General features: G+C 68.0%; 13 protein-coding genes. 9 read left to right on the forward strand and 4 right to left on the reverse strand.

Going from position 1 to position 14904, the window contains the following annotated elements; genetic code table 11:
• Nucleotides 1-294: 294 nt before the first annotated feature.
• Both JK358_RS16235 and JK358_RS16240 read left to right on the forward strand, forming a co-directional pair.
• Entirely contained in the window at nucleotides 295-1824 is a 1530-nt protein-coding gene (locus tag JK358_RS16235) for an amino acid permease (RefSeq protein ID WP_372440677.1), read from the forward strand.
• 146 nt (nucleotides 1825-1970) lie between these two features.
• Nucleotides 1971-2258, forward strand: a complete 288-nt coding sequence (locus tag JK358_RS16240; protein ID WP_201948908.1) for a hypothetical protein — start codon at nucleotides 1971-1973, stop codon at nucleotides 2256-2258.
• A 65-nt stretch (nucleotides 2259-2323) separates the two neighbouring features.
• Here the strand turns inward: JK358_RS16240 and JK358_RS16245 are convergent, their stop codons facing one another.
• Together JK358_RS16245 and JK358_RS16250 are read right to left on the reverse strand one after the other, a co-directional pair.
• Nucleotides 2324-2953 carry a DUF305 domain-containing protein gene (locus JK358_RS16245; RefSeq protein WP_201948543.1) on the reverse strand — a complete coding sequence of 210 codons (630 nt, stop codon included), beginning with the start codon at nucleotides 2951-2953 and terminating at the stop codon, nucleotides 2324-2326.
• 79 nt (nucleotides 2954-3032) lie between these two features.
• Complete coding sequence (locus JK358_RS16250) at nucleotides 3033-3563, reverse strand: hypothetical protein (protein WP_201948544.1); 531 nt, start codon at nucleotides 3561-3563, stop codon at nucleotides 3033-3035.
• Between the two features lie 93 nt (nucleotides 3564-3656).
• Between JK358_RS16250 and JK358_RS16255 the strand changes: the two genes are divergently transcribed.
• From JK358_RS16255 to JK358_RS16285, 7 genes are all read left to right on the forward strand, one after another.
• Nucleotides 3657-4574 carry a ribonuclease Z gene (locus tag JK358_RS16255; protein WP_201948545.1) on the forward strand — a complete coding sequence of 306 codons (918 nt, stop codon included), beginning with the start codon at nucleotides 3657-3659 and terminating at the stop codon, nucleotides 4572-4574.
• 60 nt (nucleotides 4575-4634) lie between these two features.
• The gene (locus JK358_RS16260; RefSeq protein WP_232851398.1) at nucleotides 4635-6311 is read left to right on the forward strand and encodes a DUF885 domain-containing protein; all 1677 of its coding nucleotides are present in this window, start codon (nucleotides 4635-4637) and stop codon (nucleotides 6309-6311) included.
• Nucleotides 6312-6432: 121 nt separating this feature from the next.
• A complete protein-coding gene (locus JK358_RS16265) occupies nucleotides 6433-7869 on the forward strand; it encodes an MDR family MFS transporter (RefSeq protein ID WP_307817552.1) in 1437 nt (478 codons plus the stop codon).
• Nucleotides 7870-8010: 141 nt separating this feature from the next.
• Nucleotides 8011-9156: a class I SAM-dependent methyltransferase gene (locus tag JK358_RS16270; RefSeq protein ID WP_201948547.1), complete on the forward strand. Its 1146-nt coding sequence runs from the start codon at nucleotides 8011-8013 to the stop codon at nucleotides 9154-9156.
• Nucleotides 9157-9189: 33 nt separating this feature from the next.
• The gene (locus JK358_RS16275) at nucleotides 9190-10116 is read left to right on the forward strand and encodes an LLM class F420-dependent oxidoreductase (RefSeq protein ID WP_201948910.1); all 927 of its coding nucleotides are present in this window, start codon (nucleotides 9190-9192) and stop codon (nucleotides 10114-10116) included.
• Nucleotides 10117-10252: 136 nt separating this feature from the next.
• Nucleotides 10253-11116, forward strand: coding sequence for a Bax inhibitor-1/YccA family protein (locus JK358_RS16280; RefSeq protein ID WP_201948548.1), 864 nt, complete (start codon nucleotides 10253-10255; stop codon nucleotides 11114-11116).
• Nucleotides 11117-11476: 360 nt separating this feature from the next.
• On the forward strand, nucleotides 11477-12685 hold the full coding sequence (locus JK358_RS16285) for a cation:proton antiporter (protein WP_201948549.1): 1209 nt from the start codon (nucleotides 11477-11479) through the stop codon (nucleotides 12683-12685).
• A gap of 51 nt (nucleotides 12686-12736) precedes the next feature.
• On the opposite strand, the gene JK358_RS16290 is transcribed toward JK358_RS16285, so the two are convergent.
• Both JK358_RS16290 and JK358_RS16295 read right to left on the reverse strand, forming a co-directional pair.
• Nucleotides 12737-13699 carry a DUF389 domain-containing protein gene (locus JK358_RS16290; RefSeq protein ID WP_201948550.1) on the reverse strand — a complete coding sequence of 321 codons (963 nt, stop codon included), beginning with the start codon at nucleotides 13697-13699 and terminating at the stop codon, nucleotides 12737-12739.
• The gene (locus tag JK358_RS16295; protein ID WP_201948551.1) at nucleotides 13699-14790 is read right to left on the reverse strand and encodes an AI-2E family transporter; all 1092 of its coding nucleotides are present in this window, start codon (nucleotides 14788-14790) and stop codon (nucleotides 13699-13701) included. The genes JK358_RS16290 and JK358_RS16295 overlap by 1 nt, the downstream gene beginning before the upstream one ends.
• Nucleotides 14791-14904 lie beyond the last annotated feature (114 nt).

The following is a 14904-nucleotide window of genomic DNA, read 5'->3' on the forward strand; positions in this document are numbered from 1 at the left end:
AACCCTAGCGGGAGCGCCGGTCGCCGAACCGGTCGTCTGCTCGGGGAAATAGCGTTGTCCAGCAGGTTGCCAACTGGTTCGTACCAGTGCGGTGATACCGTTCCGTGTGACGCCGACAACTCAGGTCTCCACCCGAGATCGAGAGCAGTAACCGGGGCTGGGACCAGCGATTCTGTCTTTTGGTTGCTCGCACAGGCGAACAAACCTGACGCTCGACTGTCGCGTTCTCGACCAGAACTGTGACAGTCCGGCGAGAACTGCATTGTTGCCGTAAGCCAGAACGAGGAGAGACCCGTGGCGATATCGGGCCCCGAGCGGGAAGCAGCAGGGCCGGCCGCCCAGCGCACCGCCGGATTGTTCCGTACCAAGACCGTCGAACAGTCCATTCGCGACACCGACGAACCCGATGCGAAACTGCGCAAAGACCTGACCTCGGTGGACCTCACGGTCTTCGGCGTCGCCGTCGTGGTCGGCGCGGGTATCTTCACCCTCACCGCGCGCACCGCCGGCAACCTCGCCGGACCCGCGGTCTCGCTGGCCTTCGTCTTCGCCGCGGTGGCCTGCGGCCTGGCCGCCCTGTGCTACGCGGAATTCGCGTCCACCGTGCCGGTCGCGGGCAGCGCCTACACCTTCTCCTACGCCACCTTCGGCGAGGTCGTCGCCTGGATCATCGGCTGGGACCTCATCCTCGAATTCGCGCTCGGCACCTCGGTCGTGGCCAAGGGCTGGTCGCAGTACCTGGGTGTGGTGCTGGGCGGACATCAGCCGATCTGGCACTTCGGGTCGGTGAAATTCGACTGGGGCGCGGTGCTGCTCATCGCGATCCTGACCGTGCTGCTGGTGCTCGGCACCAAGCTGTCCTCGCGGGTGTCGGCGGTCGCCGTGGCCATCAAGCTGGCCGTCATCGCCCTGGTGGTGGTGGTCGGCGCGACCTACTTCAAGGTCGACAATCTGAAGCCGTTCATCCCGGAATCCGTGCCGGGTGACGACGGCGGCGCGTCCGCCCTGCGGCAGTCGCTGTTCTCGCTGGTCACCGGCAGCGGCCACAGCACCTTCGGCTGGTACGGCCTGCTCGCCGCGGCCTCCATCGTGTTCTTCGCCTTCATCGGCTTCGACGTGGTCGCCACCGCCGCCGAGGAGACCCGCGACCCGCAGCGCAACGTGCCGCGCGGCATCCTGGGCTCGCTGGCCATCGTGACAGTGCTGTACGTGGCGGTGTCGCTGGTGCTCACCGGCATGGTGTCCTACAAGGACCTGCAGGGTGAGAACGCGACGCTGGCGACGGCTTTCGCCATCCACGGCGTGGACTGGGCCAAGAACGTCATCTCCATCGGCGCGCTCGCCGGTCTGACCACCGTCGTCATGGTGCTGTTCCTCGGACAGACCCGCGTGCTGTTCGCCATGTCCCGCGACGGCCTCATGCCGCGCAGCCTGGCCAAGACCGGCGCGAAGGGAACGCCGGTGCGGATCACCGTCATCGTCGGCGTCATCTGCGCCCTGCTCGCCGGATTCGTCGACTTCGGCACCCTCGAAGAGATGGTCAACATCGGCACGCTGTTCGCCTTCGTGCTGGTGTCCATCGGCGTGATCGTGCTGCGCAAGTCCCGCCCGGATCTGAAGCGCGGCTTCCGGGTTCCGCTGGTGCCGTTCATCCCGATCCTGTCGGTGATCGCCTGCGCCTGGCTCATGTTCAACCTGTCGGTGGAGACCTGGATCCGGTTCATCGTCTGGATGGCGCTGGGCATCGTCGTGTACTTCGCCTACGGCCGCAAGCACTCGCTGCTCGGCAAAGCGCAGTCGCTGCTGGGCAAAACCGGTAGCTGATCGGCTGCTCGAGTTGGGTGCCGGTGGTGTGTCGGCACGGTTCCACCTCACGAAATGCGGTTCAATTGATCCGCATAGTGAGAGTTGGATCACCGTTTCGTCCCCACCAGCACCCATTCAGCATCCGAGAGGAACCGATCGTGAGCATGCTCCTCGCCGTGCACGACGCGTACACGAACGTGGTCGCGCAGATCGGCAACCCGACACCGGAAACCCCACCCGTCGCGGACAAGCTGATGAAGCTGGTCCGGTACTTCAACTGGTTCGTCATGCTGTCCGGCGTCACCGCCATCACCTACGGCGGCGGACGATTCGCCTGGGAGAAGTGGAGCGGCGGCGGACTCGAATCCCCGAAGATGGTGGCCGGAGCCATGGTCGGCGGCGCGACCGCCACCAGCGCCGGAACCATCATGAACACGGTCATCGGCAGCTAGCGAAACCCCTGCTCTCGCAAGACGAACGGGTGCGCGGTCACACACCGCGCACCCGTTCGCTGTTTCTAGACCTGGGTCAGCATGCGGTTCATCTGATCGATCTCGGCCTGCTGACCGGAGACGATGGCCTGCGCCATGGCCTTGGAGTCCGGGTTGACGCCCGAGGTCAGCTCGGTCTGCGCCATCGTGACCGCGCCCCTGTGATGTTCGATCATCATCTGCAGCCACATCTTGTCGAAGGCCGTGCCGGACATGGCCGTCAGCTCGGTCATCTGCTGGTCGGTCATCATGCCGTCCATGGCGTGACCGTCCATGGAGTGCCCGGAGGTGGTGGCACTCGGCGCTTGTTTGCCGAATGCGGTGAGCAGGGTGGTGATCTGCTGCATCTCCGGCGACTGCGCGGCTTCGATGTTCGCGGCGAGCGCGATCAGCTCCTGATTCTGTGAGCGGCTCGGCACCAGCTTCGCCATCTCCACCGCCTGCGCGTGATGCGGGTACATCATCTGCAGGAACATCACGTCGGCATCGTTGAAATCGGTGCGCTGGGTGGCCGAGGCGGGTGCGCTCGTCGTGCTCGCGTGGGTCATACCGGGCATGGACGAATCGTTGCCGTCGTCGTTGCCGCAGCCGGCGGCGAGCAGGGCCGCGGCCGAGGTGGCCGCGATCAGGGTGAGCTTGATACGGGTGTTGAACATGGTTGTACTCCTTGATGATTCGGCGTTCTGCGGGCATGCGACATCGCGCTTCCGCACGGGGTGCGGAAACGGCGGTCCATCAGATGCGCAGAATCGCCAATTCGGCCAAGGAGAGATGCGTCCACGGCGGCGGCCGCGCGCGGTGTGCGCGCAGGCGGCGCGCCTGCGCGGTCGCGGGCGGATCGCGGCGCAGCCCCGCCCAGCCCAGCAGCGCCAGACCCAGACCCAGCAGCAGGGCGGCGAGGATGAAGACGCAGCCGTGCAACCCGGGGTGGCCGTCGCCGCAATCTCCGCACGCGGGCGCGGCGATGCCGCGCTCGGGCGACGGGGCGGTGAGCGCGGTGGGCTGGTGGCCCGCGGCGAGGGAGAGCGCCGCTGGGTGATGGCCCCGGGCCGGAGCGGACGCGGCGCTGACATGCGATGCGGCGGCCATGGCGGCGTGGTCGCGATGGCCAGCCGCGGGCGAGGCGTTCCCGGCGCTCATAGCCCGGTCCGCACCCGAGTGCGGCATGCCGAAGACGGCGATGTGCATGGCCACGATTCCGGCCAGCAGGGTGAACAGCCCGAACGCCCGGATGTACCGGGTAGCGTGCGCGTGCTGTTCGACCACGCGGCCAGTCTAGTACCCCCTCCTGGTATGCCAGGGGACGCGCCCGCGTTCGCTGCCGCGAGTATCCGCTGCTCGGGCGGTAGCCTGGCGGCCGTGTCACAGCGCGAATTGGTCATTCTGGGGACGGCCAGTCAGGTACCGACCAAGCAGCGCAACCACAATGGGTATCTGCTGCGCTGGGACGGCGAAGGGGTGCTGTTCGACCCGGGGGAGGGCACACAGCGGCAGATGATCTACGCGGGGGTGTCGGCCACCGACATCACGCGCATCGGCATCACGCATTTCCACGGGGATCACAGTCTCGGGCTGGCGGGCGTCGCCCAGCGCATCAGCCTCGACCGGGTGCCGCATGTCGTCGACTGCTACTACCCCGCGTCCGGGGAGCAGTTCTTTCAGCGGCTGACGCACTCGACCGCCTATCACCAGACGGCCGAACTGCGTGCCCATCCGATCCGTGCGGCAGGTGAATTGCCAACTCCCGGAGCGTCTTTCACGCTGACCACCCGGGCGCTGTCACACCCCGTCGAAGCCTTCGGCTACCGGATCAGCGAGCCCGACGGCCGCCGCATCGTGCCGGAGCGCCTGCGCGAGCTGGGTATCTCGGGCCCCGCGGTCGGGCTGCTGCAGCGTGCGGGGCATATCGAGATCGACGGTCGCTCCATCGCGCTCGAGCAGGTGAGCGAGCCGCGTCCCGGGCAGAGCTTCGCCTTCATCATGGACACGCGGCTGTGCGACGGCGTCCACGAGCTGGCGCAAGGCGTGGACATGCTGGTCATCGAGGCCACCTTCACCGATGCCGACGAGCATCTCGCCAAGGAGTTCGGCCACCTCACCGCCCGCCAGGCCGCCGCCGTGGCGGCCCGCGCGGGTGCCCGCACCCTCGTCCTCACCCACTTCTCCCAGCGCTACCGCACCCTCGACGACCATCTCGCCGAGGCCCGCGCCGAGTTCTCCGGCGAGATCGTGGTCGCCGAGGACCTGATGCGCATCCCGCTGCCGCCACGCCGGTGAAGGGGGTGCGAAGTCGGTCGCATCGCCCCGAGTCTGTTTCACGCGGGCATGATGTGTGGCATGGATGCGCACGAGGAATTGATCGCTCTTGCCGACCGCTACTGGGACGCCATGCTGGAGTCCGCGCCGAGTGAGGCGACTCTGTTGGGGGACAGGCGATTCGATGACCGCATCGAGGATCTGTCCGTGGCGGCCGAGCAGCGGCTGCTGGAGACCTGGCGGGGGTTGCTGACCGAGGTCGACGGCCTGGACCTGGAGCGGCTGACCGCCGAGGACAAGGTCACCCGGAGTCTGCTGCGGACCGAATTGGCCTCCGCCGTGGACTTTTTGGAGTGGCGGCCGATCGAACTGGCCTCGGATCAGATGACCGGCGTGCATGCCGGGATGCTCACCATGGCCCCGCAGCTCAATGCGCCCGAGCCGGAGAACGCGCTGCAGCTCGTCCAGCGCTACCGGCAGTTCGACGTGTTCATCGCGCAGGCCGTCGAGCGCTTCCGCGCCGGGCTCGCCGCCGGGCGCACGCCCGCCAAGATCGCCATTCAGCGCTCGCTCAATCAGCTCGACGGCTACCTGGCCTCCGATATCGCGGGCGACCCCTTCGCCACCTTCCCCGGCCCGCCGGACTGGGACGGCGAAAAGGCTTGGCGCGCAGAACTGGCCGAGGTGGTGCGCGAGATCATCCGCCCCGCCTTCGCCCACTATCGCGAGGTGCTGGCGAACGAACTACTGCCCGCCGCCCGCCCCGACGACAAGCCCGGCCTGTGCTGGCTCGGTGACGACGGCGCGGACATCTACCGCCGCCTGCTGAAGCATCACACAACGCTGCCAGATCTCGGCGCCGAGGAGATCCACCAGCTCGGTCTCGACGAATTGGCCGGGCTGAGTGCGGAATACGCGGAGGTCGGCGGCCGCCTGTTCGGCCTCACCGACCTGACCGAGATCTTCACCCGCCTGCGCGACGACTCCGCCCTGCGCTACGGCGACGGCGAGGAGATCATGACCGATGCCCGCCGCTACCTGGCCGCGGCGCAGGCGGAGATGGGCGACTGGTTCGGCCGCCTGCCGCGCCAGGCCTGCGACATCCTGCCGGTGCCGGAGTTCCTGGCCGCGGATGCCCCTGCGGCGTACTACTTCCCGCCGGCGGCCGACGGTTCGCGGCCGGGCGCGTACTACGTCAACACGCACGAGCCCAAGTCCAAGAACCGCTACGAGACCGCGTCGGTGGCCTATCACGAGGCGATCCCCGGTCACCATCTGCAGCTCACCATTGCCAACGAGCTGGATCATCTGCCGCGGTTCCAGCGGATGTCGTTCTCCAACACCGCATTCGTGGAGGGCTGGGCGCTATACACCGAGCGCCTCGCCGACGAAATGGGTTTGTACCCGGACGATCTCGCCCGCATCGGCATGCTGGCGGCGGATTCCTGGCGGTCCTGCCGCCTGGTGGTGGACACCGGCCTGCACGCCAAGGGCTGGAGCAGGCAGCAGGCCATCGACTTCATGGTCGCCAATGCTCCGGTGAGCGTGGCGGAGATCAAGACCGAGGTGGACCGCTACATCGCCATGCCCGGACAGGCGGTGGCCTACAAGGTCGGTCAGCTGGAAATTCGTCGCCAGCGTGCCATGGTCGCCGAACGATTGGGTACTTCGTTCGATATCAAGCGTTTTCATGACGTGGTGCTCGGTTCGGGCTCGGTGAGCCTGCCGGTACTGCGCGAGCTGGCCGCGACCGTGTGATCCGGGCGCGGCGGCAATCCCGTCGCGCCGGGGTGCGTGCGCGTTTCGCCGGATCCGGAATAGCGAACCCGCCGTCGTGTTCGACTCATATATTGAGTTGAGCTAACGAAAGGGGTTGCCGGTGGCGGGCACCGAGGTGAAAGTGTCGATCGGCCTGCGCTCCGAGCGCGGGCCGGTTCTGGCCGCGATCATGGTGGCGACATCGCTCATCGCGCTGGACTCCACCATCATCGCCACCGCGGTGCTCACCATCACCGATCAGCTCGGCGGCTTCTCGCAGTTCCCGTGGCTGTTCAGCATCTACCTGCTGGCACAGGCGGTGACGGTCCCGATCTACGGGAAGCTGGCCGACACCTTCGGCCGCAAACCGATCATGATGTTCGGGATCGCGGTCTTCGCACTCGGCTCGCTGCTGTGCGGACTGGCGGGCAGCATGGTGACGCTCATCCTCGCGCGCGCGGTGCAGGGCATCGGCGCGGGCGCGGTGGGGCCCATGTCCATCACCATCGCGGGCGATATCTACACCCTGCCCGAACGCGCCAAAGTGCAGGCGTATCTGGCCGCCGTATGGGCGTCGTCCTCGGTGCTCGGGCCGCTGCTGGGCGGCGTCTTCTCCGAATACGTGAGCTGGCGCTGGATCTTCCTGATCAACCTGCCGCTGGCGGCGCTGGCCGCCTGGATGATCCTGCGCTACTTCACCGAAAGCGCTCCGCGCCAACATCATCGGATCGACTACCTGGGCGCCGGACTGCTCACCCTCGGCGCTGGGGCGCTCATTCTCGCACTGCTCGAGGGCGGACACTCCTGGGCGTGGAACTCGCCGATCAGCATCGGGCTCTTCGCCGGCGGCGTGCTGACGCTGGTGGCCTTCGCGCTGGTCGAGCGCCGCGCCGCGAATCCGATTCTGCCGCTGTGGGTTCTGACCCGGCGCGTACTCGTGGCCAGCAGTCTGGTCTCGCTGCTGGTCGGCGCGATCCTGCTCGGGCTCACCTCCTACGTACCGACTTTCGCGCAGGGCGTGCTGGGCACGAGTGCGCTGACGGCGGGCCTCACGGTCGGCGCGCTCACCCTGGGCTGGCCGCTGTCCGCCTCGCAGAGCGGAAAGTTCTACCTGCGCCTGGGATTTCGGATCACCGCCCTGGTCGGCAGCGCGATCGTCGTGCTCGGCGCGGCGGCCCTGCTGCTGGTGGACGCCGATTCCGCGCTGCTGCACGTGGCGATCGGCTGTTTCGTGGTCGGCATGGGTATGGGCCTGGTGGCCAGCCCGACCCTCATCGCCGCGCAGGCCAGCGCCGAATGGGAGGAGCGCGGCGTGGTCACCTCCACGAATATGTTCGCCCGATCGCTGGGCAGCGCCCTCGGCGTGGCGGTCTTCGGCGCGCTGGTCAATTCGCGGGTCGAGGCGAGCGATCATCCGGTGGCCGCGCAGCTGGCGCCCGCCGTGCACCTGGTTTTCGTGGGTGTCGCGGTCATGGCGGTGGTGATGGTGGCCGCGTCGGCAGCCATGCCCGCCCGGGACGGCACCGTCGTGCCCGTGCCGGAATCGCCGCATCGGTGAATTTCCGGCATCCTCTTGCCATTACAAGATCAGCAAGTGTTTTGCGATGGCGCAGAATAACGCTGACCTCGTAAAACGCCCATATGCACAGAAACGGCAGCCGACTGGGAACCCTCGGCAATGATCTAGCACACTGTAGAGGTGGTTGAGGTCGAGGATGTGTTGAGCCGGTTGCGGCGGTACCCCGATGTGGAGGCGGTGAACCTCTACGCGGTGGACGCCGCCGATCGATTGATGCTCGACGAGGCCGCCGCGGCCCTGGCCGAAGCGGGCGATAATCGGGTGGCGGTGATCGACGACGGCTACGGGGCGCTCACCCTCGGCGCCGCGGCCACCTATGACCTACGCGGGCTGCGGGTGCACCAGGATCTGCTCACCGGTGAGCTCGCGCTGGCACACAACGCGCGCGCCGTCGGCCTCGGAGATCGCTACACCGCATACGAATTGGGCCGCCCGCTGCTCGAGGACGTCCGGGTGGTGCTGTGGCGGCTGCCGCGCGCCCTGTCCGGACTCGCCGAAACCGCCGACGCCATCGCCCGCTACGCGGCCCCCGACGTCCGGGTGTACGCGGGCGGACGCGACAAGTACCTGACCCCGGCCATGAACGACGTGCTCGCCGAATCCTTCGGCTCGGTGCGCGCCAGCCGCGGCCGGCAGAAATCCCGCATCCTGCTCGCCACCGAACCCAAACCCGTTGGCGAGCCGCAGTTCCCGATCCGCAACCGGCTCGACGACCGCGATCTCGAGGTGGTCGCGCACGGTGCGGCGTTCTCCGGTTCGCGCCTCGACATCGGCACCCGGTTCCTGCTCGAATACCTCGGGCGCATGAAACCCGATGCCCGTGACGCCATCGACCTCGGTTGCGGCACCGGCATTCTCGCGGTCGCACTGGCCAAGGTGCGGCCCGGCATCCGGGTCACCGCGACCGATCAGTCGGCGGCGGCGGTCGCCTCCACCCGCGCCACCGCGGCGGCCAACGAGGTCGCCGAGCGGGTGACCGTGCTGCGGGACGACGCCATGTCCTCCAAGGCGGACAACAGCGCGGATCTGGTGCTGTGCAATCCGCCGTTCCATGTCGGGGCGGCCGTGCACACCGGGTCGGCCATCAAGATGTTCCAGCAGGCCGGGCGGGTGCTGCGGCCGGGCGGCGAGCTGTGGACGGTCTACAACACGCATCTCAACTATCGGGGCGTGATGGAGCGCCTGGTCGGCAAGACCGAGGTGATCGGTCGCAATCGGAAATTCACGGTGACGCGGTCGGTGCGCGGACTCCACGACGGGGGCTGAGCGACCGACCAGCACAATGGGGTGATGGGACGAATCGATCTTCGAATCTTCACCGAACCCCAGCAGGGCGCGAGCTACGACACCCTGCTCACCGTGGCCAAGGCCACCGAGGACCTGGGCTACGACGCCTTCTTCCGCTCCGACCACTACCTGGCCATGGGCGACGCCGACGGGCTGCCCGGACCCACCGACGCGTGGATCACGCTGGCCGGTCTGGCGCGGGAGACCCGGCGCATCCGGCTCGGCACGCTGGTCACCGCCGCCACCTTCCGGCACCCGGGTGTGCTGGCCATCCAGGTCGCCCAGGTCGACGCCATGTCCGGCGGACGCGTCGAATTCGGTTTGGGCGCGGGCTGGTACGAGGCCGAGCACACCGCCTACGGGATTCCCTTCCCCGGGCAGCGGTTCCCGCGCTACGAGGAACAGCTCGCCGTCATCACCGGGCTGTGGAGCACGCCGCTCGGGGAGACCTTCTCGTTCAGCGGCGAGCATTACACGCTGACCGACTCGCCCGCGCTGCCCAAGCCCGCGCAGGAACGGATCCCGGTCGTCATCGGCGGCATGGGCGTCAAGCGCACGCCGCGGCTGGCCGCACGCTACGGCTCCGAATTCAATGTGCCCTTCCAGTCCGCCGAGGACACGGCCGAGCAGTTCGATCGGGTACGCACGGCGGTCAAGGAAGCCGGGCGCGATCCCGAGGAGCTGGTCTACTCCAACGCGCTGGTGGCCTGCGTCGGCGCGAGTGACGCCGAGGTCGCCCGGCGGGCCGCCGCCATCGGGCGTGAGGTGGACGAATTGAAGGCCAACGGCCTCGCGGGCAGTCCGGACGAGGTGGTCGAGAAGATCGGCCGCTATGCCGAAATCGCGGGCACCAGCCGCGTATACCTGCAGATCCTGGATCTGAGTGACCTCGACCACCTGGCGCTGATCGCCGATCGCGTGATGAGCCAGTTGCACTGATCGCCCGGTAAAGGTCGGGTAAAGTCCGATTGGTCTGATCTGTGTTCGGTGGGAACCAACACCGGGTGCAGAGCGTTGAGACGGGTAGAACGAGGCCACGACCTACGTGCGCCGCGACTCCAGAAAGGGACGCACAGTGCGCTCCACATCCAACCCGGTCTTCCGGAACCTGCAGCCGCAGCAGGGCGGTGGCTACGCCGGCTTCGGCTCGGCGGCCGCTGGAGCCGGACAGTTCGCCAACCAGTACGGCCAGCAGCCGCCCTACGGCGGCTACCCGCAGCAGTACCAGCAGATGCCGGTACCCGCCACGCGGCCCATGACCATCGACGACGTGGTCACCAAGACCGGCATCACGCTCGGTGTGGTCACCGTCGCGGGCATCCTGTCCTACGCGCTGACCTCGATCAACCACGGGCTCGCCCCGCTGTTCGTGATCGTCGGCGGGCTGGTGGGCTTCGTGCTCGTCATGGTCGCCACCTTCGGTCGCAAGCAGGACAACCCGGCCATCGTGCTCAGCTACGCGGCCGCCGAAGGTCTGTTCCTCGGTGCGCTCTCGTACATGTTCACCGGCGTCGAATTCGGCGGCGTGGGCGGCGCGGGGCTGATCGCACAGGCCGTGCTCGGCACCTTCGGTGTGTTCTTCGGCATGCTCGTGGTCTACAAGACCGGCGCGATCCGCGTCACGCCGCGACTCACCCGCATGGTCATCGGTGCGCTCATCGGCGCCGTCGTGCTGGCGCTCGGCAACATGATCGCCATGTTCTTCACCGCCGACGGCTTCGGCCTGCGCTCGGGCGGCACCGTCGCCATCATCTTCAGCCTCGTGATGATCGGCATCGCGGCGTTCAGCTTCCTGCTGGACTTCGACGCCGCCGACCAGCTCATCCGCGCCGGCGCGCCGGAGAAGGCGGCCTGGGGCGTGGCGCTCGGCCTCACCGTCACCCTGGTGTGGCTGTACATCGAGATCCTGCGGCTGCTGTCGTACTTCCAGAACGACTAGGCCCCACTCTCGGGAGGGCTCTCAGGGGCTTCGCCCCCGAACCCCCTCGAGAATTGAGGGGCTCCGCCCCTCGAACCGCGGGTGGCGGGACGGGGCTTCCCTCCGTGAGACGGGAGGGCTCCCCTCATCCGTGAGGAGAGAAAGCTCCTCTCGTCCGTGAGGCGGGGGTGCCCCCTCATCCGTTCGGGGGGCTCCCCTCATCCGTGAGGTGGACGGCTCGAATCCTGCACAGCGAAAGAGGTGGGCGGGTACCGGAATTCCGGTACCCGCCCGCTTTTCTGTGGGAACGGGGCTGGTGTGAGCTGGTTGGTTGCCGTGTTGGTGTGGGAGAGGGCGCGGGGGGCGTGAAACCATCGGCTCATGATCGAGTCGGTGGAGGCTGCGGGGGCGGGGGCGCCGTCGCCGATCGTGTCGTTGTTCTGGATTGTGGCGGTGGCGGTGGGGGCGCCGATTGTGGCTCGGGTGGTGCGGGGGTATGTGCCGAGTGTGGTGATCCTGCTGGTTGTCGGGATGTTGCTGGGGCCCAATGTGGCGGGGTGGGCGACGTCCGCGGGCGGGGTGGATCTGATCAGTGAGCTCGGGTTGGGGATGTTGTTTCTGCTGGCGGGGTACGAGCTGGATCCGGCGCTGCTGCGGGGGAAGTCGGGGCGGGTGGCCTGGGGGACGTGGGGGATATCGCTGGTGCTGGCGATCGGGTTCATCGCGCTGGCGGCGCGGGGCGCGTCGTTCACGGCGCAGGTGGCTGTCGCCATCGCGTTGACCTCGACGGCGCTGGGGACGCTGTTGCCGATTCTGAAACAGGACGGGTTGCTCGGTAAGCCTTTGGGGCGTGCTGTTCTCGCGCACGGGGCGGTGGGGGAGCTGGGGCCCGTGGTGGCCATGTCGGTGCTGCTGACGAGCCGCAGTCCGATCGCGGCGCTGGTGGTGCTGGCCTTGTTCATGGTCGCGGCGCTCGTGGTGGCGCTGGTGCCGCGGCGGCTGCTGGAACGCGTGCCCGCGGTGGGGCACACCATCACCGCGCTCGAGGGCGGGACGAATCAGCTGCCGGTGCGGGTGGTGTTCCTGCTGCTGCTGGTGCTGATGGCTGTGGCCGAGGTGTTCGACCTCGATGTGGTGCTGGGCGCATTCGCGGCGGGTCTGATCCTGCGCGGCCTCGTCGCCGAGGTGTACCCGGAGATCGAACACTCGCTGGAGACAATCGGTTACGGGCTGCTGATCCCGGTGTTCTTCGTGGTGTCCGGCATGGGGATCGACCCGCACGCGGTCACCGAGAACCCGGGCCGCTGGGTGCTGTTCGTCGTCGCCATCGCCCTCGCGCGCGGGCTGCCGGTGTGGATCAGTGAACGCTTCGTCCCGCACGGCGCGAACCTGGACGACCGAGCCGAACGCGCACAGCTGGCGCTGTACGCCGCGACCGGCCTGCCCATCATCGTGGCCGTCACGCAGGCGGCCACCGGGGCCGGACTCATGGATCAGCAGCTGGCCTCGATCCTCGTCGCGGCCGGTGCGACCACCGTGCTGCTGTTTCCGTTGGCCGCCAAGGGGATCGGCATGGCGGCGAGCCGCTGATGTGCTCGAGCGGCGACCCGCTGAAGTGCTCGAGCGGCGAGCCGTTGAACGCTACCGATGCCGCCCATCGGCGAGCCACTGCCTCAGACGCCGGGCGGGCCCCAGCTCCCGGCTACTGCCCGGTCGCAGCGCCAGCACCAGCAGCCCGGCCACCACGATGCCCAGCAGGTTCACGCCGAGTTGCAGCAGGGAACTGCCTGCCACAGACCACCTTCCGGCCACCCCCGCCGCCACCGCCAGCCCGGCCGCCGGCACCGTCGTCACCGAGATGAACACGCCCACCAGCGCCGCCGACCGCGCCGTGATCTGCGCCAGCATGCCCGCGGCTCCCGCCAGCACCGCGACCAGGAACGAGAACGGCCCGACCTCGTAGATGAAGTCGAAGTGGCGTGCGTTCTGCACATCGGTGACATCGATCCAGCCCAGCCACACCCACAGCACGGTCGCCGCCGCGGTGATCAGCATGGCGATCGGAAATCCCACGGCCAGTGCGAAGACGCCGCGCCGGATCAGCCGGGGCGTGCGCCGCACCAGGCCCACCGAAATCGCCGCCAGCGGACCGTATTCCGGGCCCACCACCATCGCGCCCACGATCGTGATCGGTGACCCGGTGGCCACGCCGATCACCGACAGCAGCAGTGCGATGGTGAGCAGGGTCAGGAACACCGGGGTGAAATGCGCGTCCCGCCATGCGCGCTGCAGCGCCTCCTGCCACACCACCGGCTCGCCCGCACCGTGCGAAACGGCCCGCCCGGCGCGTACCGCGGCGGCCGAGAGCCGATAGTCGACCGGCCCGAAAGTGATTGCCCCCGAACGGGGAACGCCCAACGCGGTCAGTTCGTCCAGCACCTGGTTGGCGGCGGCGCGCGCGATATCCGCCTGCACCAGATCACCTTCCGGGCGCAGCGCCGTGCCCGCGCTCACGCTCACATGCGCGGTCCCCGGATCCCGCGCCAGCAGCGCAAGGACTTTCGGTGTGACCTCGGCGGGGCAGATGACCTGCAGGCGCAGCACTAGCTCTGCGCCTCCTGTGCGGACCGGTCCCCGATCAGCACGTTCACCCAGCGCGTGGCCGGATCGATATCGAGCAGCATGGCCTTGAGCAGCAGGGTCAGCGGGACGGCCAGGATCGCGCCGAGCGCGCCCAGAATCCAGGTCCAGAACACCAGGGACAGGAAGGTGATCGTGACATTCAAACCGACCGCGTCACCGACGAATTTGGGCTGGATGATCGACTGGATCACGAAGTTCAGCACGCTGTAGACCACGATCACCCACAGCATCGCGCGTGGGCCTTCGCTCAGCAGTGCCAGCAGCGCGGGCGGCACCAAGCCGATGACGAAGCCGACATTGGGAATGTAGTTGGTGATGAACGACAGCAGCGCCCACAGCACCGGCAGCTGAATTCCCATGAGCCACAGCGCGCCACCGTCGAGCACCGCCACGATGAACCCGAAAACCGTGGAGACGACCAGATATTTGCGTGTGCCCTCGGCGAAGGTGGTGAGCGCGTACCCGATATCGGGCCGTACCGAGGAGATGATCTCGAGCTTGCGGCCGATGGTCATGCCGTCCACGGCCATGAACAGCACCAGCGCCAGAATGAACAGCAGGTTGGAGAACACGCCGAGGGTGCCGCTCAACAGGGTCTCGAGCAGGCTCACCAGCTTGCCCATGTCGATATTGCTCAGCATCTCCTGGATCGGCTTGCCGCCCACCCCGAACTGCTTCAGCAGATCCCGCACGCCCGCGAGCAGATCCTGCAGCTTGTCGGCGTAGCCCGGCAGGATGGTCGCCAACTGAGCGATCGACACCGCGAGCATGCCGACGATCCCGAAGATGATCACCACGACGGCGATCACCGCGCCCACCATGCCCAGCCACGGCGGCAGGCCGCGGCGCTGCGCCCAGCTCTGGATCGGCTGCACCGCGACGGTCAACATGAGCGCCAGGAAGATCGGGCCGAGCATGCCCGCCGACAGTTTCATTCCGGCAATGGCGACCACGCCCGCGGCGGCGGCCAGCAGCACGATCAGCCCGCGCGGAATCGTCCAGGGCGCCGGTTCGGTGACGGGCGCGGTGGGGCGCGGCCGGGAGGATCGCATCCGCTGTCTCCTCTGCTCGAAGGCGTGCTGCGCAAACGCTAGCCGAGCCGATCACCCGGTCGGGGCACCGAAACACCACAGATTGCCTGCTGGTTGCCGTAATGGCGAGAAAGT

The sequence above is a fragment of the Nocardia acididurans genome (assembly GCF_016741815.1).
In the GTDB taxonomy this organism is placed as follows: domain Bacteria; phylum Actinomycetota; class Actinomycetes; order Mycobacteriales; family Mycobacteriaceae; genus Nocardia; species Nocardia acididurans.